General features: G+C 63.5%; 14 protein-coding genes and 1 pseudogene. 4 read left to right on the top strand and 11 right to left on the bottom strand.

Going from position 1 to position 25,593, the window contains the following annotated elements; genetic code table 11:
• Positions 1–958: 958 nt before the first annotated feature.
• From ABZX61_RS29250 to ABZX61_RS29225, 6 genes are all read right to left on the bottom strand, one after another.
• Positions 959–2,902: a DUF2357 domain-containing protein gene (locus ABZX61_RS29250; RefSeq protein ID WP_355199416.1), complete on the bottom strand. Its 1,944-nt coding sequence runs from the start codon at positions 2,900–2,902 to the stop codon at positions 959–961.
• Complete coding sequence (locus tag ABZX61_RS29245) at positions 2,899–5,265, bottom strand: hypothetical protein (RefSeq protein ID WP_355199415.1); 2,367 nt, start codon at positions 5,263–5,265, stop codon at positions 2,899–2,901. The genes ABZX61_RS29250 and ABZX61_RS29245 overlap by 4 nt, the downstream gene beginning before the upstream one ends.
• A 7-nt stretch (positions 5,266–5,272) precedes the next feature.
• Positions 5,273–6,718, bottom strand: coding sequence for a hypothetical protein (locus ABZX61_RS29240; protein WP_355199414.1), 1,446 nt, complete (start codon positions 6,716–6,718; stop codon positions 5,273–5,275).
• Positions 6,696–9,464 (bottom strand): AAA domain-containing protein, encoded by a 2,769-nt coding sequence (locus tag ABZX61_RS29235; protein ID WP_355199413.1) that lies wholly within the window; start codon positions 9,462–9,464, stop codon positions 6,696–6,698. Before ABZX61_RS29235 ends, ABZX61_RS29240 begins: the two co-directional genes overlap by 23 nt.
• 638 nt (positions 9,465–10,102) lie before the next feature.
• Positions 10,103–11,524 (bottom strand): protein kinase, encoded by a 1,422-nt coding sequence (locus ABZX61_RS29230; protein WP_355199412.1) that lies wholly within the window; start codon positions 11,522–11,524, stop codon positions 10,103–10,105.
• Between the two features lie 33 nt (positions 11,525–11,557).
• Positions 11,558–12,211, bottom strand: coding sequence for a VWA domain-containing protein (locus tag ABZX61_RS29225; protein ID WP_355199621.1), 654 nt, complete (start codon positions 12,209–12,211; stop codon positions 11,558–11,560).
• Positions 12,212–13,038: 827 nt separating this feature from the next.
• Here ABZX61_RS29225 and ABZX61_RS29220 point away from each other — a divergent pair.
• Entirely contained in the window at positions 13,039–13,296 is a 258-nt protein-coding gene (locus tag ABZX61_RS29220; protein ID WP_355199411.1) for a hypothetical protein, read from the top strand.
• A gap of 66 nt (positions 13,297–13,362) precedes the next feature.
• On the opposite strand, the gene ABZX61_RS29215 is transcribed toward ABZX61_RS29220, so the two are convergent.
• On the bottom strand, positions 13,363–13,938 hold the full coding sequence (locus tag ABZX61_RS29215; RefSeq protein ID WP_355199410.1) for a hypothetical protein: 576 nt from the start codon (positions 13,936–13,938) through the stop codon (positions 13,363–13,365).
• Between the two features lie 328 nt (positions 13,939–14,266).
• Here ABZX61_RS29215 and ABZX61_RS29210 point away from each other — a divergent pair, with 328 nt between their 5' ends.
• The gene (locus ABZX61_RS29210; protein WP_355199409.1) at positions 14,267–15,454 is read left to right on the top strand and encodes a DUF3578 domain-containing protein; all 1,188 of its coding nucleotides are present in this window, start codon (positions 14,267–14,269) and stop codon (positions 15,452–15,454) included.
• A 377-nt stretch (positions 15,455–15,831) separates the two neighbouring features.
• Here ABZX61_RS29210 and ABZX61_RS29205 read toward each other — a convergent pair whose 3' ends face one another.
• Together ABZX61_RS29205 and ABZX61_RS29200 are read right to left on the bottom strand one after the other, a co-directional pair.
• Positions 15,832–16,131, bottom strand: a complete 300-nt coding sequence (locus ABZX61_RS29205; RefSeq protein ID WP_355199408.1) for a hypothetical protein — start codon at positions 16,129–16,131, stop codon at positions 15,832–15,834.
• 134 nt (positions 16,132–16,265) lie between these two features.
• Positions 16,266–16,850 carry a VWA domain-containing protein gene (locus ABZX61_RS29200; protein WP_355199407.1) on the bottom strand — a complete coding sequence of 195 codons (585 nt, stop codon included), beginning with the start codon at positions 16,848–16,850 and terminating at the stop codon, positions 16,266–16,268.
• Between ABZX61_RS29200 and ABZX61_RS29195 the strand changes: the two genes are divergently transcribed.
• Complete coding sequence (locus ABZX61_RS29195) at positions 16,843–17,283, top strand: hypothetical protein (RefSeq protein WP_355199406.1); 441 nt, start codon at positions 16,843–16,845, stop codon at positions 17,281–17,283. The two genes, ABZX61_RS29200 and ABZX61_RS29195, sit on opposite strands and share 8 nt — an antisense overlap.
• 33 nt (positions 17,284–17,316) lie before the next feature.
• Here the strand turns inward: ABZX61_RS29195 and ABZX61_RS29190 are convergent.
• A pseudogene (locus ABZX61_RS29190) lies at positions 17,317–18,588 on the bottom strand (IS256 family transposase).
• Positions 18,589–19,111: 523 nt separating this feature from the next.
• Between ABZX61_RS29190 and ABZX61_RS29185 the strand changes: the two are divergent.
• Complete coding sequence (locus tag ABZX61_RS29185) at positions 19,112–22,420, top strand: type ISP restriction/modification enzyme (RefSeq protein WP_355199405.1); 3,309 nt, start codon at positions 19,112–19,114, stop codon at positions 22,418–22,420.
• 216 nt (positions 22,421–22,636) lie between these two features.
• Here ABZX61_RS29185 and ABZX61_RS29180 read toward each other — a convergent pair whose 3' ends face one another.
• Positions 22,637–25,399, bottom strand: a complete 2,763-nt coding sequence (locus ABZX61_RS29180) for an AAA domain-containing protein (RefSeq protein WP_355199404.1) — start codon at positions 25,397–25,399, stop codon at positions 22,637–22,639.
• Between the last annotated feature and the right edge of the window lie 194 nt (positions 25,400–25,593).

Here is a 25,593-nt window from a genome sequence, read left to right as displayed (position 1 = left end):
CGGCGGCGCAGGTGATCGGGTGAGCGTGATACTCCCCATCGCCCACCGCCCCGAGCGCGGTGCCGGGCACGACGTATCGACGCCCACCTCGGCGGCGGCACTCAAGCCCGATTCGATCGTCGCTACGGGAGCCACGCATTGCATGGCGCTGTGAGGCACCGTGACGATGATGAGTAGCCCGTCGGGGGTGCCAGCGTAGATCGGGAGGTTGTGCGCTCAGGGATGGTTGTGCACGGCGGACAAGCGAAAACAAGCCCCATCTGGTGACCGCTCCTGACCTGAGGTGCTCAGCAGACAGTTGATCGCGTTGAGGCAGCTCAGGCGAGCCGCTCGGCGGCGCATGCCAGGGCCTGTTCTGGCTGAGGTCGTTGGGCCTGATGGGCGTGGTGGATGCTGGACTTCGAAGGGTGATGTGGTTGGGTCGTGTCATGGTGATGTGGCCCGATCATCCGAGTCACCTGGTCCCTGTCACTGTTTAAATACCTGTCTCCAGGCACGAATCCGGACACGAGTGCAGGTAAAGAACGAACAAGATCACGTATCTGATTCGCCGGTGCCTGGTGGTGGTGGCTCACAACCAACGATCACCCCATGGATCGCGGCGGGTTGAGCGTTCGACTCACCGGTGCCCTTGACGCTAACAAGAGGGCTCGCATTAGGAGAGCGTGGACCATACTTGCTTCTTACCTGGCTTGACCTGCATATATTTCCGAAACCGGTCGGGTAGACCCATTGATCATCCCGTATTTGTCCCGCCTGTTGAAGGCCCCAGTGTTGGCGCTGGCGGCGATGAACGATTTACTGCACATCGCTGTTCACGCTCCACACGGCATCGGCCCTGGCTGCCCATGGTCGGGCGACTCGCCTGGCTAGAGGTCCTAACACACTTCTAGGTGCTGTGTCGCGAGTCGAGGTGGAGTAACTGCGCTCTTTCCGCGCCACCACAACACATCTCGCCTCAGGACACGATCCGCCCGCGAGCCGAACATCCACGTGGGCAGGAAGGGTTTCGGGCCGCCTGACCACAGGTGTCGCAGGCTGGGCAGATGAATTGGCCGGTGCGGTCTTCGGCCCAGCAGGGGATCGCCAGGAGGGCGCCACCGCGGCGGCGGTCAAGGTCGGGTTCTGGGGCACCACGGAAGACGAGGTCGTCCGGGGCGAGTACTGGGAAGGCGTGGTTGCAGGTAAGGCAACGGCGGAGTTCCCATCGGGTACGGCAGAGAGGGCAGAACGCAGCGAACAGACCCTTATCTCGAGGCTCGAACACGACCCGACGCCGAGGATCGGCCTTGGCGCATATAGGGCAAACTTCGAGGAATGCCGTCTTGGTGGCTGCGTCTTCCAAAGTCGCGCACAATTCGCGCAACCGCCGGGCCTCGTGCCTGTTTGTCCGGCCACCGTTGTGGAGCGGCCGCGATCGTTCCAACAGCGCAGGCAGCTGGTTCAACTCGTCCGGGAGCGGTGCGCGTAGGATCGCGACACCGTCAGGACGGGGTTCGAGCCAGTCGCATTCCGCAAGAGCTGACCGTTCGCCCGTGGGCATGGGTATCGAGTGAGGATAGCAGTAGGCGTCGGCACCCAAGGTCGCCCAGTGGATTGCCCGTACTAGACGGCTGACGCTGAAGATCTCCAGTGGGGACAAGGGAGCGGTATCGGCACGATGTTTCGGCGCGGCATCGTCTCTATGCCCGATTCGGTATGCGGCGTGCAGGACTGCTGGTTCAGCGTTCTCGCGTGTTTGGTGCGAGCCTGGGTAGACGATGAGGTCGTTCCCGTGCTTGGTAGGCGGTCGGTTTCTGCAGATATCTGTGATCAAGGCAATGACCGAGGTCGCATCAGGAGCGGTGCACAAGTCGGTCGAGATCGGCAGGATGCGCAACGCTTGCCGTCCACGCCAGTGGATGACGAAGTCCCCTGCTAATGACCATGTAACCGTCAACGGCACGCCTCGCAGCTGAAAGCGAGTGGTCTGGCCAGGGCCGGGAACCGACTGGTCGACGTCCGGGGTCGCCTGGAGAAGTTTGCAGGCGAGGAGTACGAGGAGACCGGTGAAATGTTCGAAGGCGATGCGAAATTCCTGTCGGCGACGGTCAGTTTCGGCTGCTCCGGGCCGCAGGGCTTCCATCGTGGTGCACGTCTGCCACAGGACAGCTACTCTCCGGTAATTGGGATCGCTGCTGAGCAGATTCGTCGTATGCAATTCGCGGAGTGGCGCGGAACGGTGGTCGACCGCGCGTGCCAGTGGCGAGCTAAGCATGATTTCCACAGCGGCTAGGGCTGATTCGAGTTCCCGCAGGCGAAGCTGCGCTGCCGCCTGATGCTTATTGGAGCCCTCGATATTTCGCAGCAGCCCGGTCAGGTGCCGAAGGGCCCGCCACGTGCTCCCCTCCGGGGACATCAACAGCCCCTGCACATCGCCAACCATCCTGCTCAGGTCACTTACTCTGGCGATCCGCTGTTGCAGATGTGATCGCATCACGTTCAGGACGGCGACAGCGACCCGGTTCTCGTAGATATCAGCGTTTTCCTCGCTGCGCCGAGCCAGGAGGCGAGTTGGCCGGACGCCGGTGAGCGTACGTGAGGCCCAGTCCTCTGGACGGGCTGCCAGACGTGCCACCGCACCGGGAGCCATAGAACGCAGCCGGGACGTCGGAAGGATCTCCTCTACTGTATGCAGCCGAGTGTATGGGCGGTGACATACCGTACGCAGTGCACCGGATTCACGCTCGAAGGCATCTTCCACCGGCAGCGCTGCGGTCTCGTCGGAGACGTCGAGAATGATCGGCGGCATGGCCAGCCAGTCGTCGAGCGTGTCGGCCTCCTCGGAGAGATGGGCCGACAAGGCGAGTAGATGGCGGACCAGCAGGGAGTCGAGATCTGGCTCAACCGCTTCTCCGTTCATTGCCGACCCCGCGAGCGGATCTCATCATCCAACAGTTGTCGTGTTGAGGTGGGTTCGTGAATGGAGTCGAACTGCCTCAGGCTCTCGAGGAGGTCAGTGCGTAGTGTGTCGAGCGTGTCGGCATGAATGTCGTACCGTCCTCGGACGGAGCGAAGGATGCGAGTGGAGAGAAGGTGGTCCAGCGCCTCGCCTGGGCTGCCGCCGGCGGCCACTATGACGGGCGTAAACGCCTGAATCTGCAGTTCCAGCCGATTGCCCCAGCCGATGCGCAGTTCCTCGGCGAGGCGGCGGCGCCAGTTGTTGTCGAGGAAGTCAATGATGCTGGCAGCTTGGGCGCTGTAGGCGGCCTGCGCTTCAGTGAAAGCTCGGGAGAGACCTCGATGAGCGAGGGCGTCCTGCGGCGTGGCCATGCTCTCCGGGAGGTTTGGGTGCTGCCAGGGTAGTTCCAGAACGAAGGCCCGGTCGTAAGTTTTGTCTGCGAAACCGACGGTCGTCTCGTCGTGGTTGGCAGTTCCAATGAACCACACATTGTCCGGAATGGCGATGTGTGTCCCATCGATAACTAGCTTGGGGGGATTCTTGATAGGGGCCGTGGTCAGCGCCAATCTAGGCTGGTTCTTGATAGCGAGGGCTGAGAGCACTCCGCTGAAATACTGCTCCGGATGGGAAAGGTTCATCTCGTCGAGTACAATAAAGAAAGGCCGATCTCGGAACGCGGGGCATTGTGCTCGATACAAAGCCTTGGTGAATTCGGACTCATAGAAGATTCGGTCGAAGCTGTTGTAGTACCCCATAAGATCCTGCGGATCCCGCCAACCCGCCTGTACGGGGACGACGGACACACTGCTGGTGCTTCCAAAGGCGGTGGCCAGTGCCTGCGCCAGCCCGGTTTTGCCGATGCCGCTGATGCCCTGATATAGATGGAGGCGGCTCATTGCCATACCTGCCAGGACCAAACGTAGATCTAATTGACGATAGGATAGACCATTCTCCTGCCGGATGACCGCCTGCATTTGTTCCACGAGTTCAGACAGTTCCGGAACGTGCGGAACATGCGGCTGCGGCGTGCCGAATTCCTGGTCCATGACAGAGCAGGCGGGAAACGCGTGGCCCTCCCTGCCTGCCTGAGCAGTTGCGTTGAGCTTGGCTGCCTCCTCATTTAGCAATTGCTGAAGTTGACTGTTGGCGGCGCGCAGCCAGTTGTTGGCCTCCAGGTAGTTCTGGCGTTCGTTGACAGCGATGCGATCGCGTTGCAAGGCGGATTCCAGTTCTCCTCGCTCCCTTACCAGCTCTTCGTTGTCGGCGGCGAGTTGCATCACCTGCTGTTGCAGTTGTTCGAGCATGCGGGCATCGGCACGCGGCGCAGTGGCGTTCTCTTCCACCAGACGGGCGTTCTCAGCACGCAGTTGGGTCATGCGCTCGACGACCTGCTCCAGCGTCATGCCTCCGAGGGAGGCCAATGCGGTGTCGTACTCAGTGAGGCGGGCGCTCAGAGATTCGTTGCCTGCGGTGAGAGCAGTAATCCGACGCCGGTCGTCCTCCATCTGTCGAGCCAATTGGCCGATGCGGTCCGCCACTTCGCGCTCGAACCGCTCGCCACGGCTGCCCTGCTGCTCCTTGAGCGCAGCCTTGAGCTGGGCGGCGTCCTCGCGGTCGTCATCCAGCCTGGCTCGCTCAGATCGCAAGTCCCTTTCACATCGAGCGAGATCGCTCTTACGCTGATCCAAGTCTGCCTGTGCGTCGGTCAGGCGACGTTGCGCCTCGGTCCATCGGGTCTGCCAGGCATGGCGGTCCGTATCGAGGGCTTCGGCCGCCTCCCGGCGTTGGTCTGCCAGCCAGGCTTCCAGTTCCCGGCCCGCTTCCAGACGCCGTTCGGCGAACCGACGTTCGGCCTCTTGCTCACGATCAGACAGTTCACCTTCCTTGCGGTCGAGCAAAGCCGCTCGGGCGTCGAGTATCTCTCGCTCCTCTTGGAGGGCCGCTGCTTCTTCCGTCTGTCGAACGACTGCGGTGTCGAACTCCGACCGTTCCGAACGAAGCCGGTTCCCCTGCATCATCAGCGCGTCCGCGTGGTCGGCCGCGCGCTTGGCGAGCGCGCGGTACAAATGCCAGGCGCGCTCAAGTTCGGCGGCGTCGCTGGTCGGCTCGTCGCCGACTGCGAGGACCACCTGGGCCTCAGCCGCCACCTGCTGGATTTCCTCAACAAGTGCCGCCATGCTGGTTTGCCCCTCCGGGCGCTTCGTGGCGAAGGCTGCACTGGAAAGACGGGCACGGCCGGCCGTGGGATGCTGGGAAGCCGTCGGCTGGCCCGGCCTCATGCCCCCGTTCCGATTGCCGCGGTCTCTCGGCTGCTTTTTTCCCATGACGCCTTCACCCTCTTGCTGTCGGTCGGCCGCCGCTTAGCCCGAGTAAGTGACGGGCTGCTTCGTGGGCGAGAGTCCGGATAAATGCCAACTCGTCGGATGCTGGCGCACCGGTGGCTCCGTGCGTTGCTTTATTTCGTAGGATGCGCGACCGGTCGAGCTCCTCCAGAAGCGTGGGGCGTTGCCGAATGAATTCGCCAAAGGGATGCTGGCTGTTGTCTCCGGCTGCCCAGATCGCTCTGATGATGTCCCCGATCAGGTTGTTTGACGGGTTGGCGCAGCGTTTTCGTAATTCTGGTGGCACGGAGGTGGCGCCCAGGCGCTGCGCGGCAAGTACGAATGCGCGCTCTCGCACGCCTGGTACCCGGGATGCCGGTAGCTGGGCAGGGAATTTTTCGTTGAGTCCGGGCAGTATGCATTCGAAGACACGGATCGCGTTGCGTGCTGCGTTCTCGCGCTCTCGTGCGGTGTCCTTGACGAGTGCCAGCTCGATGTCTGCCAGGTGGGCGAATACCTCGGGGTGCTCCCGGATTTCTTCGCCAAGTATTTGCACCACGTCAGCGCGGGCATCCTCGGCGAGTTCCCGGTCGACCTTGCGGGCGGTAGTAGTCCGATCGCGGCGCTCTCGTCCGACCAGGTCGTCGATCAGCCCGCTTAGCTGCTCGTCCTGCTCGACGCGTCCGGCCAGCAGGTCAGCGAAGGCACGGCCGTCGCCGACCGCGAACGGGTCGTGGAGGGTCCAGTTACGCCCGGAGCCATCGTCGTCCTGGACGGTGTAACACACCAGGTAGGCAGGGTTGGGGATGCCGTGAAACCCGACCCGCCGGGCTGTCGTCGTGGTGTGGTCGCTGTTGCGGGAGGTGCCGCGAAGGTTTCGAGCTGCCATGTCATGGCTCCGACAGGCATCGAGCACATCCCGTTCCGACGGACGCAGCGAAGTGCCGGTGCCGTGCAACGTCAGTGCCCTGACCTCCCGGGAGGCGCCAGCGGTGCCGAACTGGATGGTAACCCAACGGCCGCGGTGCTCCCGTACGTCGGCGCGTACCGGATCGGCGACCAGGATGCGGGGTAACAGCGTTCCGGTGGCCGGATCTTGGAAGACGCGCACAAGCCGAGGATCAGTCTCCGGGACCTCTCCTTCAGCCAGCGTCCGTCGTCCTGCCTCTGTGAGTCGGAGGCCGGGTTCCATCAGCTGGCCCTCTACAAGCCGGGCGGCCACGGTACGGCACAAGGTGGTGTCCAGACCGATCAGCCGTGACAGGTCTCCGACATCGCGGACTCCAGCGGCGCACAGGCGCAGCACCACCATCTGGAAGACGTCCAGTGCCCGGGAGTAGCCGGTCGGTGCGGTCACCTGATAGACCCATAGCGGCAGCAGAACAGGCCGATAGTGTCCCCGAGGGGGGAAAGCCAGTTGGAAAACTGGAGTCTTACGGTCGAACGACACGACCATGCACTCCCTCCCGGCACAGCGCAAGAAACGCCGTAAGAGGCTTGACATCTTTCGGGGACTCAGCCCCAAACATCTCGTCGTCGCCGACGGCGACCAGCAGCCGCTGCTGACGACTCATTGCCACGCACAGCCGGTTGGCGACGGTCAGGTGTCCGTAGGCGCGTTTGGCATCGGTGCGTGCGGCAGGCGCGCAGCTGCGCACTGTCGACAGGTAAGTGACGGAGAATTCCATTCCCTGGAAAGCGTCGACAGTGCCCACACGTAACCGGTCGAGCGGTGTACCGTCCTCGTCCCGGCAGAGTCGTGGGATGGGACGCCATCCGTCCGCCTCTGTGAATTCGGCAAGCCCAGCCTTCTTCAATTCCTTCCAGATTTCGATGACCTGTGCCGCATAGAATGTAATGACCCCGAATGTGAACTGTGGGTACTGCTCGATCAACGCGGCGATCTCCCCCGCGATGACAGTGGCCTCGGCATTACGGGCCCGGCTGGTGCCCCGCTGTGTCTCGCCGCCCGAGGACAGTGGTACGGGGATCCACACTGCTGGCACCTCTCCATACCGGTCGATTCCGTGTGTGAACTCGACGGCTTCACGACCATTGTGTAGGGGTTCGTCATAGAAATTGTCGCTGACGAAGCTGCCGAGTACCGGATGCATCCGGAACTGAGTGTCGAGGCGGACGAACCGGGGATGGCCGTCGGATGAGCCGTGCCTCCACTGCTCGGCCAAGCGCTGGAACAAACTTTCCTGTAGCTTGTCGCGAACCTCGTCACCGAGCGAGCCCAGCTCTCTTTCCACGTCGGGCTCCAGCATGTGCGGAAGCTGGACATGGTCGCCGACCAGGACAATCCGGCGGCGGGCCTGAGCGAGAGGGATGAGCAGGTCAAGTGGATTGGCCCGGGCTGCTTCATCGACGATGACCGACTCGAATACTCCATCCTGACGGCCGACCTCGGTCATGGCTTTAGAAGCGGCCTGCTGGCAGGTGGAGGCGAGCGAGACAGTGTAGGCGCGGAGGGTGTCGTCGACTCCTTCGGGATCACTGCGCAGATCGTCCCGATACTCGAGTAACGCCGCCGTCACAGCGTCGGGTGACCGGCCTACCGCCTCCGTAAGTTGAGCGGCGAGCCGGTCAAGGGTATCCACGATTCCTGGATCGGCCACGGTGATCTCCGGCAGTCGGATCCGCGCGGTGAGACGGTCGAGCAAAACGTCGCGCAACTCGACGAGCAAGACCAGCAGTTCGGGACGCGCCGAGGTGGCATTGATTGCCGCCCGCAGCGGCCTGCGGTACGAGATGCCGTCCAGCAGTGGGCTGTCGGCGAGGTCGAGTCGGGTCAGCAGCGCACGGGCCGTGCGGGGGCCGTCGTCCTGGAAACCCATTGCTGTACATCGTAACGAGCGTACGTACGGCAACAAGTCCGCGCGGGTCTCGGGCTCGGTGACAGCGGCAAGCCGTTGCCGGTGTCTCTCGGCTCTGGTCCTTTGGCTGCGTAGTTCCTCTACCAGTGACGGTTCAGCGATGTTGCCGAGTTCAGCGAGCACCTGGTCGAGGAATTGAGGCAGAAACTCGGGCGGGACCGGTGCCACCCGGTAGGTGGCGGCGAACTCGGTGGCCGCGCGCTGAGCGGCCAGATGGTGGCCCCCCGGGCGCTCGCGCAGCCGTAGGTCGGCGGAGCGAGCTGCTTCGATGCGCCAGGTGTCCAACGCGACCGTACTGCCCCGACCGCGGGAATCGACTTTCAGAGGGGGCAGGCCGAAGACCCAGCCACGGGCAACCAGATGATCCACCGCCGCGTGCTGGAAACTCGTCAACAAAGTGCTTCCCGCAACGTCTCCACCTTGAGCGAGATCGCCCAATTGGTTGATCAGAGCAGCGATCACTTGAGTTTTCCCGGTGCCTGGCGGTCCTTGAATGATCGCCACATCGGGTGTGTTGAGAGCAGTAAGCACTGCTTCTCGCTGCGCGGGCGTCGGTCCATGCGGAGCGAAGCAGTCGAGTGCGGACCGGGAGAGCCTCGTGATCCGCCGTTGCGCCGGCTGTGGCCAGATCCCACCCTCCAACAACGTGGGTAGCGCGGGAATGTGGGTTCCGTCGGTACGCAGCTTCTGCATCGCCTTTTCGCGGCGGTCGAGTCGACGCTGGTCACCGCGGTGTGCCAGGTAGAGCCAGCCTTCGGGCGGTGGGTCCCTCTGGTCGTTGAGGGTCGCGACGAGCCGTAAGGTCTCGGTGACGCTGTCGTATCCGAGCGGTTCACCGACCCACGCCCGTCCCTTCTGTGCGCGGGAGGCGACTAGCCACTCCCGATCGGTCATCGTGATATCGGTTGCGGAGGCCGGAATTGACGCCGCAGCCTCGATCTCTATCCGCTCGATCGTTGTCACGTTCTCTAAAGCGGCTCGGGTACGGGGCAACGCACGCCTCAGGTCCACGATGAATGTGCAGCGGCCATCCGACTCGATCTTGACCTCGCTGTAGCGAATGGTTCCGAAGTCGCGGATACGCCCTCGAATGTGGCGAGCCTCTAGCTCCTGATATCTGTCCCACATTGCCAGATAACTGTTCTGGCTAGCCACCAAGTCGAGTCCCTGCTGGATCCTTTCCCGATCGCGCTGTCTGGCGGTCATATCGCGGAACTCAATGGGACCGACCGCCAGCGCCTTCTGCCCAAGGCCGCGATCGTAGACGGCGCTGAGCAAACGGACGATTCGATAGCCCGTACTGTTTTTCTCGACATCGGCCATGATGCCTGGCCCGTGAACCCGGAAGCCAGTGTCAAAACTCCCCGCCGGTCCAGCTGAGATCACCATGCGCCTGGCATCGGTGGAAGCCCCCGGGCGCGGAGCCAGGAGTAGCTCGCGTGTCAGGAACGTTATGACGGACGCAGCGTTGACGGTGTCCGCCCGGTCTGCGTATTTCGCAGCGTCTTCCAGTACGGTGTCATTGATGTCAAGCCGCAGCCCAGAGCTGAGCGGGAGAGCAAGTCCCACGGCGGGCGCGTAGATGTGAACTCGCACGGTGAACGGTTGGCTCGCACCTGATGTAGGCGGATTCGGCCTCCCCGCGCGGGGGCGTTGCGGCGTGGCCGCCGTAGGTGGCGTCGGCCTTACTGGATGAGCGGTCACCGTTACACAGTTGGGGCCAGCTGCCCAAACTTGGTCGAGCTTGCGTTGATCCTCGGGATTGGCGGGTCGAATTCCGTACGTGGCGGAGTCAGTGACTAGGTCGAGTTGGCCGGTGGGGCGACGATAGAGACGGACTTCGGCGCCGTCAGGAAGTGTCTGTTCAGAGGAGGGCCATGGCACGCGGTGCCAAAAGAACGACACGAAGATTGGCTCACCTGGCATACGGGCTGGCATGGCCGGTTCCCTGAGGCGCACGTTCACTTACTCGCCTCCAGCGCCATCAGACGCACCCAGCGGTGGATGGCATCTTGTTCTCCGAAATGCAGTGTCCATGGCCGGCCGCCGACAGGTGCGGTGGCCTGACTCCCTTGGCCAATCTCCCGCCACGGCCGCCCATCCTGATAATCGAGCCAGAGAGCGCTGTGTGAGAGGTTCAGCACAGTGGCATCACGACCGTCGAGTCGCACCTGAGCGACCACTGTGTCGGGCTGGTCCGGAGCCGGAGAGGTGTGCCGGGCGGTGAGCGCTGTTTCGGCACCGCGGCGCAGCACGGTGAAATCGAGCAGCGGCACCTCGGACAGCTGGACGCCGGGTACGTCATCGCCGGTCTCCGGCGAACCTTTAGGCTCGGTACCCACCGGACCGGTTAGTCCGTGGCGCAGCACCCAGACTCGGTCCCTGGGGCGTCGGCACAAGAGACAGGAGGCTGCAACGGCGCGGTAGGACCAACGGCAATCCGGGCACAGAACCGTCTGCTCCGCCGCAGAGTGCAGTGCCGCCGCCCACTGGGCAGCGGGTGGCCGGACCAGCGGGTCGTCCACAGCGTCCACGAAACAACGGGCAGCTAGGTTCCACAGCTGGCCGGACAGCAGCTCTTGCCGAGGTGTGATGCCAAGGGTGCATTCGTTCGTGTGGTCGGTGGGGTGATCGATCCATGGCAGACGGAAGCGGTCGGCGTACTCCCGCTGATAGTCGGGATCGCCGTCGAGCACCTCATCGCCGCGGAACGGATGGCTCGCGGTGAGAGCCTCGAAGATCAGCACACCGAGCGCGTGCGCGTCTGTCAGGGTGGTGGCGCCGCTGTGCCCCGAAACGATCTCCGGAGCTCCGTACCCTGGGGTGTGAACTGGTGTGGAACTAACTGCGGAGATCAGACCGAGGTTGTCCACGTCGATGAGTCGGATTTCTTGCTGCTCGGGGTCGGCAGATATCAGGATGTTCGACGGAGACAGGTCTTGATAGACAATGGCCCGAGCATGCAACCGGGCGATTGAGTCTGCGAGTTTGGCCAGCACACGTAGTCGGCGGTTCAATCCGCCAGTGCGCAGGTACCAGGCCGCTAAATCCTCCTCATCGGAGACGCACAGAGTGTCCAACGGAACCATCTCATCGGCGAGTTCCATGACATAGCCGAGCTTTGGCGGCGCAAGTAGGGCGAGTACGCCCGCCAGAGGGATACCTTCCAGCGGAAGGCGCTGGATGCGACGCAGCCGGGCGTGAACGGCCTCGGCCGATTCCTGCGTCGAGGCAGTGATTATCTTGACCGCGGTGCGTCCACCTCGGGCCAGCCACACCTCTCCCTGGCCGCCGGCTCCGATGGAATGAGAAAGTGACCACAGTTGATGGTATTCATCCTCAACGGGCCGCAGCAGACCACCAAGGTCCCAGCGTGATGCCACGGTTGGGTTCCTCTCGTCGCGCGCTCGTGTTGCCTAAGCGCCGAAGCTGGACAGGTCCTCGGGGTTCAACACCGGTGTCCGGTCAGGACGAGTGCTCTGAGCGCGCTGGGTGACGGTGACGGTGACCCAGCGGAAGTACTGCTGGATCCGTCCAACGTCCTGTGCCTCGAACACGCCGCTGGCTTCGTCGCTAACGAATCGGCGCAGCACAGCCTTGGCCTGCGAGGTCATGTCGGGCCCGATGGCAATCGCGAGCCGGTTAGCCCTGGAGCCCTTCGGGGAACCGAGTAGGCGGTCGAGGGCTTCCTCCCACTCGTCGGTGGGCATACCGTCAGAGATGAGGACAAGGGTGGGGGCGAAAGCTCGGGCGGGAACGACCAACTCGTCGTGCAGCAGTTCGTCGGCGAGCGAGAGTGCCGCGCCGAGTGGGGTGCCGCCCCGAGCTTCCATATCAGTCCAGGAAGCCTCTGTTGCGGGCACGAGCTCCTGATGCAGGACAGCGCCATCCTGACTGAAGGCGATCACTCCGACGTGAATGGCCCCTCGCCCAATGTCGGCTGTTGCGAAGTCATCGAGCATGCGACGGATGCACTCATTTAGAACATCGATCTTCTCCCGAGGCTCTCCCATGCTTCCGCTCACGTCTGCTAGCACAAGTACCGGTAGCGGACGTGCCTTCGCGGTCATGAACCGGGGCGCGGTACTCACGAGGTTCCTCCATCGTCTTCCACGAGATGGCCGCTCCAGGCTGACGTATGCATCATTACGGCCAGGTAATTCCGACATGAAGAAGATACGGTACTACGAATCACACCGGACAGTGTTCAGGTGCCGCAATTCCGGCCAAGGGATCTCGTCGTCGAGAAGAAGCGGAAAGGAGAAACCCGGGCGATGAGATCAGACGCTGTAGACCTGACCTCCAACGTGGCGTATCTGTAGCCAAGGCCTCACGTATGCGCTGGGCTGGGCCTTCACCATCCGCGGGATCTCAACGCTTCACGCCGTTGCATATCTCGATGTGCTTGGATGTCCCTGTCATCCTGTATCTGCCCCTTCAGGTCTGAATCCGGTCAGATGTGCAACGGCTTGATCCGGCGCTTGGGCAGGAGTTGAGCTTGCGAGCGTCTCGCGTCACTTGTACCGGTTTCGCACTCCCTGAAATGAGGAGGCAACAGAGCCGGTGGCCGGTTCATGTCGATCCATGCGAAGGGCTTCAGCTCAACTGTCTCCTGCCGGACCATGGTCACTCCCACGGACTCAGCGCCTGCGGCACAAGCCGCGCCCTCGACACCTGCTGTAGGAGAGCGGAGGTAGGTTCACCTGTTTGGGTGGCTTGACCTGGGCAAATAGCCTGCACGGTGCCTGGGCCATGCAAGATCATCCCGCGTATGTCCCGGACAGCCGACCTGACCATGGCGGGCGCGCCCGCTCGGGCCTGAACCCCGCGATTAGCCCGTATGTGCAGGTAATCGACGTGCGGCTCACCAGCGGACGGCGCTGGTTTCGATCCTGTGGTGCATGACGATCAGGTTCTTGCCGCTGCGCAGCGACTGGAGCTGACCCGGGGGCGGAGCGCAGGCAGCGGGCGTCAGCAAATAGGTGCGGTTATCACCGATCGCGGCCAGGACATGTACGGCGACGTGGACAACGAAGTCCGGGTCTTCGATCGCACCTCTGAGCGTGATCGAGGGCTGGTCGCCGGCGAGAGTGGGGCGTCGGGGCAGGCTATACGGGCGGCGTTGGCGGACATCCGCGCCAACAGCGCAACTTGACAATGGCGACATCATCGGTCGTGAGGCAGGGTGCCAGGAGAGATAGGCTGGCAAACACGTGAGGGGTCACCGTCTGGCATCGGCTGCCTCCCGGAAGTCCTTGAGGGCCTCCTCAAAGGCTTGCCTGGCCTGTCTGTACTTCGGGTTCTTGGCTGCGGTTGCTTCCACAAGCTGACCGGCCGCATCGGCAAGGACTAGTGCGGCGGCCACGACATTGCGCGCTCGGCGCTCGCTCCACAGGCTGACGTCACTCAGCGCCTTCACCATCCGCTCAAGCTTCGGCGTGAGGGTGCGGTGAAAGTCGTCTGCCAGGTCCCGCTTATCTTGCTCGACCTCGGTCGCAACGTCGGCCACGCGGCCATGCCAACCTGCGGTTACCGAGCCCGTAGGGAAGATCTTGAGGAGCCTCATGGCGGCGGTGCGTAGCACCGAGTGATCCACCCATGTGGTGCGATATACCTGGACTCCATTCGTGAGCAGGACCGCGGCGGTGAGCACCTCAGAGATTGTCTGTTCTCTAGATTTCCGTTCACCTGAGCGGTTGCGCCGCCATTGAAGGAAGCCGGTTCCCATGAAGCTGACGATCGTCGCGGCGAGGGTGCCTCCGACGCCGACGTAGGCCACAACTAGCGCATCGGTCACGAGTCGTCACTGTAGGTGTGGGAAGTGGGAATCGGGTGGCGATCGCTGAATTTGCTCATGGAACACTACGGTGGAAAACGAACCGGTCCTCTTCTATCTGCTCGATGAACTGGCTGAGGCTGCCCCAGGAGGCTTCGCTGGACATCGAACGGGCACGAGCTGTTGGGAGCCGGGAATGGGAAACAAGGGCGTCCTGCTCCATGACCTGGGCGGATGTGGCTATCAGGAGTCTCACACCTAAGACTGAGCCCTACGCAGATTAGCTGCAAAGGTGGCAAAACTCGCATTGGGAAGGGTTCATCGCTAGCTCGACATTTTGGTATAAATTGTGACGATCTTCCCGTGGATTCGTATGTCGGTTTTGGCCTATACTGATCTGATGGGACTACATAAGTTGCTTGCCGGTGTTCGTGCACACAGTTACGGTCATTCCGCTGGTAAGGAGCAGCCGGCGCAGAAGCATCTGGAGGTTGTGCGGCGGGACTTGCAGCTACTCGTGCCTGCTGGTATGCGAGTGCGCGTAAGTGGATCAGGTCAAAGTTTGCCAGTGATCCCATGGGTCGCCATCTTGGATGAAAATATTACCAAAACAGCTCAGGAGGGACTTTACGTCGTCTATCTCTATCGTAGAGATTTATCTCGCGTCTACTTAAGTATGAACCAAGGGGCAACCCAACACAGGCGTGGAGCGGAGGGTCGAGGACTCAAGGGCGTGGCCGCCGAGGCGGCTGCTTGTGAAGAGCTCGCCAGTGAAAGTGACCTCATTCGTTCACATCTCAGCGCCGAAGCGCTGATTGGTATGATCCCCAATATCGACCTTGGTGCTCCCGTAAAATACTTCTTGCCTCGTGCATATGAATACGGAAACATAGCATCGATCGAATATGATCTGCAACACCTTCCTTCAGACGGCCAGTTGCTGGATGATCTGACAAGGCTGCGCGCGCTTTATAGTACCTGCATCGACATCAAGGATGAGATCCGCGCAATTGACCCGTCGGCCTTAAAGACCACGTCTGGTTCATCCACGGTTAAGAAAGTGAAACTGCGAACGCCAAAGGGATCTATCTTCCGTCCAAAGAATTCCAGTGAGTATACGGCCTATGTTAAGGCGCACGAGCAAACGCGACAGCGTCGACACGAAGCACTAATCGAAGCATTCGGCACATGGGTCAGAGGCCGAGGGCTTGTCCCCAACAATAACGTGCATCCTCGCGATTTGACCGTAGAGTTCAATCAAACGCACTGGCTCATTGAGGCGAAGACGGTAGGAGCTAACCCTGAGTTCGCAGTACGGGAGGCCATCGGGCAACTAGTATCTTATCGGCATTTCCTGTACCGTGAGCAGGGAATAAAGGATCCCCACCTCGTGGGACTGTTTTCTGAGCCCATTGGTGAGGCGTTCGCGCAGCTCCTATCGTCACTGGACATCGAGTCCATCTGGCAGACCCCAGGTGGCTGGGCGGGCGCTGGTGCCCCGGGGGGACCGGGCCTACTCCAAACGCTCATGAGATAGTCCTGGGGATCAGTTAACTGAGTGCATTGCCGCCGCTGGTCGCGGCGCTCCAGAGCCAGGGACGAACGTGGCGGAGGGGAGCGTTCCGGACTGGGTTCAGATGCTCTGTCGTAGGCGAGGCGAAGGCGCTGCTGTTGGTCCAGGTCCGCTGCTGGATCGTCCATGGCCCCCTGTCGTCCATCCCGAGCGGCTCCCCTGACCTGTCGCTCGGCCGGCGCGCTTCTTGGGCTGATGGTTAGTCCCGATAGAGGCGAATCAACGTGCTGTTCTGTGCTGGTCGGGTCGCAGTGCCGGAGCATGATTGCGAGCAATACAGAGCGGAGCAATCTGTGCCCATGAGCCACAAAGCGCCCACTGCCCGACCGCGTCAAGGACAGTCAGAGGAAAGCCACTGCGATCAAGTCGCGGGCCGACACGCAGTACAAGATGTGGCCGCTAAGCGGGAACCGGCCGTCCGCCATTGCCGCCGAGCCGCTGGGACAGGCACGCCGCCCGGGCGGCGGCTTTGAGTCCTGGGCCAGCCAGCGATAGGAGAGTTTGGTCGCGACGACTTCGTCACTGTTAGACAGTTCACTGAGATGATCGGCCGGGTGGTGGAAGGTGGTGCGGCGGTGTCGGAACGCCGCGGCGAACCGCCCCGCCTCCGACGCCGCGCGGCGCGAGGGGATCGCTGACACGATTGACCTGCGGTTGACCATCTCCGACGAGCTGCTGCCCCTCGCCGGTGCCCTGATCGGGCTCGCCCTTGCGCTGCTCACGGCAGGAGCGGCGCTCACTGTGCTCCAATCCCACGATGACCTGAATGACGTTCTCATGGCCCGTGGGCGCTGCTATCGATCCTGACCATCCCGCTGATCTTCGCCATCCGCGAGTGGGTGCGGCGCCGCCGGCGTAGCCAGCCCCGCCGCTGCCGGTGGGCTCGCGCCGGTGGGGGGACCGACAGGTCGCCCTCCGCGATGGCGTCGATCGAGGTGAGCACCGGTTGGCCGATCGCGGTGCCGCGGGACACGATGAGGTCGTCCAGCGCGTCGATCAGCGAGTCGGTGTCGTCGGTGGGCGGGATGAGCAGGCCCGCGGTGCTTGCGAAGGTGACCAGGCCGATGGGCGGCCCGCCCCGCGGCGACTCGATGAAGTCCGCCGCGGCCTTCTTCGCGGCGGTGATGCGATTGGGGTCAACGTCCGTAGAGCACATGGAGCCGGAGGTGTCGAGCGCGAGCGGGATCGTCGCCGACGCCTGCGGCCTGGCGGCCCCGACTGCGAGCAGAGCGACTCCGGTGATGAACAGTGCCGGGGGATCTTCCGGGTCCAGCACGTACGGGTGGGCAGCGCGCTGCGTAGGAGTGCGAGCGAGGTGACGCGCACGGTGGAGCGCGGGCGCCGCGATCGTCGTGCTCACCGACGGCGCCAACACCCAGAGCGTCGCCCCACAGACCGCCGCCCAGGAAGCAGCCCTGCGCCGCGCCCGCGTCTTCACCATCGGCTTCGGCACCCCGAACCCGGCCCCCCGGATGGTCTGCGACAACTCACAATTCGACGGCCGCGGCTTCGACGGCCGCGGTGGGATCGACAGAGGCCGCAAGGTCCGCATGATCCACGAGCCCGCACTCAAACAGATAGCCCAAACCAGCGGAGGCTCCTACCACCGCACCGAAAACGCCGACCAGCTCCAAGGCGTTCTCAACGCCCTCCCCGGCAGCTTCACCGTCATCCACCAACGAGTCGACAGAGCCGCCGTCCTCGCCGCCGGCGGCGCCATCCTTGTCACCACGGCCCTGTCCTTCTCTCTGGTGGAACCCCCCTCGGTGGGTCGCGTCCTCGGAGCGGTGTAAATAGCTCGACGAGGTAGGTGCCGTGAGTGGATCTTAGGCGGCCTCCGTGATAGGTGCCAAGGCCGGTTCGTCGGTAGGGCGGAGCTGGGCGGGCGGATGCAGCAGGGCCCGGCGGAGGTCGTGCAGGATGCGCAGGCCCTTGCTGATCAGGGTGAAGCCGCGCCAGCCGCGGGCGGCGCGATCCAGCACCGCCCAGACCAGCGACACGCACGAGGTTTCACCGAGGAAGCGGCCGATGACCTTGACACGGCGGCGGGTCTCGCCGAAGGTGCGCTCGATGAAGTTGGAATGTCGGATGCGCTTGTGGCGCTCGATCGGGAAGCGCAGGTAGGTGGTCAGGCTTTGGCGGTCGGCGAGCAGGCACTTGGCCGCCGCCGGGTAGCGGCCGGCTCAGGTATCGGCGAAGGCGTCGATGCGCCGCTGGACCAGGTCGACCAACCCCTGGCCGACCGTGATGTCATCGCCCAGCTCGCTGAGGTCGAAGATCTGCCAGTAGGTGGCCTTCACCTCGGCCTGGTCGCCGGCGCTGACCTTCGCCAACACATTGCGGGCGCGATGCACGAGACACCTCTGGCGCAGCGAGCAGGGGAAGACCTGTTCGGCGGCGCTGATCAGGCCGGGCGCGTCGTCGGAGATGATGAGCAGCGGCGGGCGCAGACCGCGGGCGACGGGGTCGGACAGGAAGTCGTGCCAGGCGTCGGTGGACTCGGCCGCGGCGGTGGCCAGACCGACGAAGACGGGCTTGCCGGCGGTGGTGATGCCCCAGGCTGCCAAGATCGGCTCGGCCCGGCTGCCATCGTGCATCTTGAAGTGCGAGGCGTCCAGGAACAGGTAGTCCAGCTCGACGTGCGTCAGGGCGCGGCGGCACCAGGCGTCATACTCGGCCACGATGGCCTGGCGGATGGTCGAGACCGTGGGCTTGCTCAGGGCGGCCTCGGGGCCGAGCGCGTCGGCGAGGGCGCCTTCGATGTCACGGACGGACAGGCCGCGCACGAACGAGGCGATGACGAGCGTTTCCAGGGCATGGGTGCGGGTGACGCCGGTGCCGAACAGGCGGGAGGCGAACTTCTCGGTGGTGCCGCGCAGCTTGGGCCGGGCGATGGTGATCGGGCCGCTGGTGGTCTTGACGGTGGTCGGGCAGTGGCCGTTGCGGTAGCCCGGCCGCACCGGGGCCTCCTCGTCGCCGCCGGTTGCGGTGACGGTGGCAGTGCGCTGGTAGCGGGCGCGGCTGAGGAACGCGTCCACCTCGGCTTCGACAGCGGTCTGGATGATCAGGCGGGCACCGAGCCGGGCGACGTCCTCGATGACCTCGACCAGGTCACGGCCGTCGGCGCACAGGGCGTCGATCTCGGCGCGGATGGCCTGAACGGGCGGTAGTGTGCGTGGCAGGAGCGTAGGTCCTTGCGTTGTGTGAACTTTGGTCGGTTCAGCACGGCAACCTACGCTCGTTCACTTTTACACCGCATCTCGGACGCGACCCCCCTCGGGTCCCCGACCCGCTGACGGTGTCTGTAGTCGATAAGGCCTTAGCGGTCCCCACGGGTTTGCGACCGTCCACGTCCGTTGGTGAGGCCTGGACCAAACGACCGGGCACGTCGGCAAGGGCCCCGGAAGGCCGGCGGGCACAGCCCTCAGCAGCCAAAGTTGGAGACCTGGGGCCAGAAGCTGCGGATCGAGTGGGACTTACTATGACCCTCTCAGGTACAGAATCGACCATAAGCTCGCGAACTCACATGTAGCGCTTTGGAAGCTTTCTAACGAGGCGCAAAGCGGTCAATAACACATAGGTAGCCCTCTGCTGGAATAACTTCAGACCGAACGGGTGCCTATGGCCGCGACGAACCTCCCCAAGCCGCTGCTGGACAAGGCCGCCGAAGCTGTTGGGCGCTTCGGCAAATCCACTGCCCTCAAGCTGCACGGTGGTGGGCAACCAGAGGATCAGCTCCGGGCACCCTTGGAGCGGCTGTTCGCTGACATGGCCGACGCGCTCGGCGTCTCCATCGTGATGATCGGCGAGACCCGTCTGGAGTCGCTCCGCGTACGCCCGGACTATGCCGTTGATGTGGCCGGCGCACGGGTGGGTCACATCGAACTCAAGGCTCCCGGTCGCGGTGTTCCTTCAGCCTGGACACCGAACAGGCATGAAAGAGCTCAGTGGGAGAAGCTGCGGCTGTTGCCCAACGTGCTCTACACCGATGGAGCCCTTTGGGCACTGTATCGGAATGGCGAACTGGTCGGGGAAGTCGCGCGCCTGAACGGCGACGTGCGGAAGGCGGGGAGCAAGCTCGCCCCGCTCGACGGGGAATTCGCCCGCGTCGTCTCCGACTTCCTCCTCTGGAAACCGAACCCGCCGAGGAACGTCCGGCAGCTCGTGCGCGCCGTCGCCGGGCTGTGCAAGTTGCTGCGGGATGAGGTTATGGAGGCGATCGCCCGCGAGCGCCGAGGCCAGGAGAAGCAGAAGACCTTCACCGAGCTGAGCAAGGACTGGCACAAGCTACTCTTCCCGGGACTGACACAGGAGGAGTTCGCCGATGCCTACGCCCAGACGGTGACGTTCGCACTACTGCTCGCCCGCGTGGACGGCATCGATTTCGAGGGCCGCAGCTTGGGCCTGATTGCTGCGCAGCTCGGCAAGAACCACTTGCTCATGGGTAAAGCCCTCGCCGTGCTCACGCACGACGGGGTGGAGGACCGGAGTGTCGTCGTCAAGACACTCAAGCGGGTGATCGGTGCAGTGGACTGGGGCAAGATCACCGACGGCTCGAGGGACTCCTACCTCTACCTGTACGAGCACTTCCTCGAGGCCTATGACCCCGAGCTTCGCAAGCGGAGCGGGTCCTACTACACCCCCAACGAAGTGGTCTCGTTCATGGTCCGCTTCGTCGACGACATCCTGCGAACGAGGTTCGGACGGGTGGGCGGCTTTGCCGCCGATGAGGTCGTGGTCGTCGACCCGGCGATGGGCACAGGAACTTACCTCCTCAACATCGTCGACGCCGTCGCCCGGGCGGTGGAGGAAGAGGAGGGTGAGGGGGCGGTGCCTGGGCAGCTCAAGAAGCTGTTCGGCCGCCTCGTAGGGATGGAACGGCAGGCCGGGCCGTACGCAGTGGCCGAGCTCCGTTTGAACCAGGCGTTGAAGGCCAAGTACGGTGCGGAGATCGCCGAGAAGGATCAGCAGCTCTTCGTCGCCGACACTCTCGACAGCCCGTTCGAGAATACGCGACTCGATCTCGGCTCGATGTACGAGCCGATAGTGCGCTCCCGGCGAGAAGCCAATCGAGTGAAGCGGGAGACGGCGGTCCAGGTGGTCATCGGCAACCCTCCCTATGGGGATCGAGCGGGAGGACTGGGCGGCTGGATCGAACAGGGCGCGAAGAACTCCGGGCAGGACATTCCGCTGCGTGCCTTCAAGGCGACAGGGCTCGGCCGGTACGAGTACGTGCTGTCCAACTTGTACGTGTACTTCTGGCGATGGGCGACTTGGAAGGTCTTCGACGCCCATCCCGAGCAGCCCGTCGGCATCGTCGCCTTCATCACTACGTCCGGCTATACACGCGGCCCCGGCTTCGCCGGGATGCGGGAGTACCTCCGCCGAACGGCCGACGAGGGATGGATCATCGACCTATCGCCGGAAGGGCATCAGCCCGACGTGCCCACACGGGTCTTCCCCGGTGTTCAGCAGCCTCTCTGCATCGGAGTCTTCGCCCGGTACGGAGTGGGCGACCGGGCGACACCCGCACTGATCCATCACGTGAGCGTAGATGGGAGCCGCGCGGACAAGTTCGCCCGCATGGCTCACCTGTCCCTGGACGACTTGCAGTGGATGGACTGCGCGAGCGGCTGGCAGGACCGCCTCCGGCCGACAGGGGAGGACGACTGGTTGAGTTACCCGACTCTGGGAGACCTCATGCCCTGGCAGGCTCCCGGCGTCAAACCCAATCGAACCTGGGTATACGACCCGAGCCCCGCAGTCCTACGCAGGCGTTGGGAACGGCTGATCCAAACACCCGCCGCCGAGAAAGCCGCTCTATTCAAGGGAACGCGGGACCGGCGGGTCGACCTTCTCGTCGGCGACTTACCCGGCGGCACGCCAGCGGACTGTCCGGTCTCACGGGAGACCTCGATGGAGCCCGCCATCGAGATCGTCGCGTATAGAAGCTTCGACAGGCAGAGGATTGTATATGACCCTCGCGTGATCGATTTCGCTCGTCCAGCCTTATGGCAAGCCCGCGGAAGCACGCAGGTCTTTGTCTCGGAGTTTCACGCCGAGCCGATCGATTGCGGACCAGGTTTGACCTTCTGTGCCCATGTGCCCGACATGCATCACTTCAAGGGAAGCGGTGGCGGGCGGGTGCTCCCGCTCTACCGGGACTGCGTCGCCGGATCAGCCAACCTTGCTCCCGGCCTGATCCCCATCCTCTCGCAGCGCCTCGGCCTGGCCGTTACGCCTCCGGACGTGCTTGCCTATGTGGCGGCGGTAACAGCGCAGAGCGGCTACACCGCGCGCTTCGCCGAGCAACTACGCACTCCGGGGGTTCGGGTGCCCCTCACGGCTGACCCTGACCTGTGGGCGCGAGCTGTACGGATTGGCAAGCGCGTCATCTGGCTGCACACCTACGGTGAACGCTTCGTCGATCCTGAGGATGGCCGTCCCGCGGGACCGCCGAAGCCGGTTTCTGATCAACGTGCCAAGGCTCGGGCACCGATTCCAAGTACGACCGAGGAGATGCCTGATGACATTTCCTACGATGCCGAGACGGAGACCCTCCACGTGGGCTCTGGCCGCATCTCGCCCGTCCGAGCCGAGGTCTGGGCGTACGAGGTGTCGGGGATGAAGGTCGTCAAGAAGTGGTTCGGCTATCGGAAGAAGAATCCCGCGGGTAGGAAGTCATCACCTCTCGACGAGATCAACACGGAGGAGTGGCCTGCAGAGTTCACCACCGAACTGCTCCAGCTTCTTCACGTGCTCACGCTGTGCGTTGAGCTTGAGCCCGAGCAGGCAACCCTGCTGGAGAAGATCTGCAACGGCCCCCTCGTCACCGTAGCCGACTTGCAGCATGCGAACGTGGTTCCGTTACCTGAAAGCGCCCGTAAGGCCCCTCGTAGGGGTTCTTCTGAGGCCCCCACTCTGTTGTGAGCACCCACACCCGCCATGAATCAGTTTCAGGCGGTATTGGGTGATCCTTATCGACAGTGCAAGCCGGCATCCGAGAGATCGGCGATCAGTAGATCGACGAGTGGCGTGCTGCTCTCGAAGGGCCGATCGCATATCTGTCGCAGAAGAAAGGCCAAGGGTCGTCAAGCTCGTGTTTCACCGCCTGTATCACGACCCTCCGTTGGCTGCCTCTTGAGGTTACGCTCCGCAGGCTGAACATTCGTAGCGGAGGCCGGTCCTCCCGCGCCGATCCTGTTCGTACCGGATCAGCATCCGGCCGCAGCGGCCGCAGTCGTGGCCATGTTGCCCGCTGCTTGGTGCCCCCGCGCCGGGACGACGGTGCTGAGCGCGGCGGGCGGCATCGGCGAAGGCGCGGTGCTCGGTGCGCAACACGACTCCCGGCGCTGCCGCGAGCAGTGAGTTGGATGCGGACCAGACGACGTCGCCGAGGATGGCGCTGGATTCGAGGATGGGCAAGCAGGGGCGAATGTTGATCCCTTCTCGCCGTGCCTGAAGGGCTTCGAGGTGCAGGTGACCGTCTGGCTTCGGCTCCACCCAGATGGTTACCGCTTCGGATTCAGGACCGTCCGCGCGGATGGTGGTGAGTTCAGCAAGAAGGAGCGGCATAGCGTGTAGGGAACTACCAGGTAACCACATGTCGACAGTCGTAGCGCGTTTGATGTCGTCACGTAGTCGAGTGATGAGATCATCATCTTCAATGAGTTCGGTCAGTCCCGTGGAGACAGCCGACTGCCACGGTATCGGCGTGGCAGTGTCGATGAGGTGTGCAAAAAAGGTCCACACCGGGTCGCGGAAGGCGGCGGAGCGCTCGTGCAGCGCGTCTAGCGCGCCGATGACCATCAGGTGATCGCGCGCCCGGCTGGCTGCCACGTTAAGCAAGCGAGCGCCTTCGCTGCCAGCGTTACCTTCGGTGAACCATCGGTTGAGTGGCGAGACGCCGCGGCCGGTGTCGACGGTGTCGTAGACGACGATGTCTCTTTCACCGCCCTGGAAACGGTGGACCGTGGAGGCCGCCCAGTCCTCTAGATGGTCTGCGGGTAGCAGCGCTTCTAACAGGCGGGCTTGCGGTGCGAACGGTGTGATCAGACCGAGGTCCGCTGCTGTAGCTGTGGCGGTGCTGGTGAGGGATGCGGTCAGCTGGGCGTGGGCGAGGTTGTAGCGCGACAAACTGCCCTGTCTGCGTGCGGTGCGGCTGCGCATGGCGGTGGTGTCGATGATTACAAGCTCGGCCTTGGTCCAGGATGCCCGGCTGCGCACGGTTCTGGCGGCAGTGCCCGGTGCGGTCGAGAGGCGGCCGTCGTAGAAGGCGGTGCTGACAACGTCGCCGATGGCTTGGCGCATACGGTATTGCTTGGTCAAGGCAGCTAAGCGAGGCGGATCCTTGCGCTCTGACACGGCGTGGGGAATGCCTGCCTTTTCGAACGGGCTTCGGCGCAGCCAATCCTGTGCTTCTGGAGTGTCAGCGATCACCACAGGCGGGAGTTGCCGAAAATCGCCGGCGATGACGGTGTGCCCGCTACCTGCTCCGGCGACCAGCATGGCAAGCGCAGCGGTGGTCATGCTGGCTTCGTCGAGGACCACGACGTCGAAAGTGAGGTTCTTGAGGGTCTCTAGCGAGAGCTGGTGGGCTGTGGCGGCCACCACGGTGGCCTCTCGGCAGATCTGTCGCCGCACCTGCTTGAGCTTGCCATCGAGTTCGCGCACGAACACCTGCAACTCGGCGATTTCCGTCTCCAGCCGCAGTCGTGCGGTCTCCTCAGCTCGAGACAGCTCCCTCTGCTTGAGAGCATCAAGGTGATTACGGCATTCACGTAGCCGGCTGCCCGCCGCAACGCGACGCTGCGCCAGCGGAGCGCCCCGCATGGCCGCTATCTCGTCGGCGAGGACCCTGCGCGTGAGAGCGGGGTCGGCTGGCTGGCCGATCCGGACGAGCGCGCCGTCGGCCAGGCTGGGTTGGCGTTTGAGCAGCGCCTGGATCGCCACGTCCAGGGCCGCGTTGGTCGGCGCCGCAAGCAGCACCCTCTGCTTTCGTGCGCACAGTTCGGCGATCAGGGCGGCAACCGTTGTCGTCTTACCGGTGCCCGGCGGACCCCACAGCCAGGTAACTCCGGATGTGAGCGCAAGTTGGACCGCCGCTTGCTGCCCCGCATTTAGACCCTTGACGCTGATTGATGTCGTAGGGCGAACGCGACCCCTCACTTCGGGTGGTGTCACCACGGCCAGTGCTGCTACGGCATCGAACCCAGGCCCACCGTGGACAAGCTCGCCCAGCCGTCTGCTCTGCTCGGTCAGCAGCCAAGACAAGTCGGTGCGCAGCGTCGCCTCGGTAACCGTTGGCATGTCCGACGGCGTCGACAATGTGACCACACTGCCGAACACTGACACGATCTCCACCTGGAACGGCTGGTTGTTCGCGATCAACGTAGCGGGCATGCCCTCGGCAGCGCCGATTTCGCCTTGTGCCTCGAAACGCCTCAGTCGGCCGCCTGGTGTGGTCGCGCCCGCGACGGCGATGAGTGGGATGTCGGTCTGGACCCGGCGTTTGGAGACAGCCTGAAGCTCGTGGCGCAGCGCGGCTGCCGCCTTTCTGGCTGCCTCCGGCCACTCAGGTGACATCGGTCCGACGGGTGGCAAGGGCTCGTGCGCGGGCAATCCAAGCGACATTGCTAATCGTGTCGCCTCCGCGGCCGCCCGCTCCTCGATCGACTCCTGATGACGGGCCGGTACGGCGGGTGCCTGCGCCCATCCCCTCGGCACCCACAAGCCATCTCGAAGATCGGCGAGGCCGTGTGTTGCGCATGCCTCCCAAAGAGTCCCTGGATCGATCCAACGCAGCCCGGCTTGATGAACCGTGGTGAGCAGCTCATCGGCCGGCACGGGTCCGTTCTCCAAGGCCTTCTGGACGATGGAGACCAGATTCGGCTTCCTGGAACCTGCCATGGGAAACTCCAGTCAGTTATTGCTGGCGTGGGGAAGACGATCAGTTGAGCAGCCGCTCCAGCTTTCGCCGGTAGTGGTCTCGCGAGAAGATGCGTTTGACGCAGGCAACTCAGCGCTAACCCTCGTGATGACTTGCCTCATATTTCATGCGTGGCGGCATGACGGCCGAAGTTTCGGTACACGATGATCACCGA

The sequence above is a fragment of the Nonomuraea sp. NPDC003709 genome (assembly GCF_040610775.1).
In the GTDB taxonomy this organism is placed as follows: Bacteria; Actinomycetota; Actinomycetes; order Streptosporangiales; family Streptosporangiaceae; genus Nonomuraea; species Nonomuraea angiospora_A.
The sequence above is the reverse complement of the archived record's forward strand: the minus strand, read 5'-3'. Positions and strand labels throughout refer to the sequence as shown.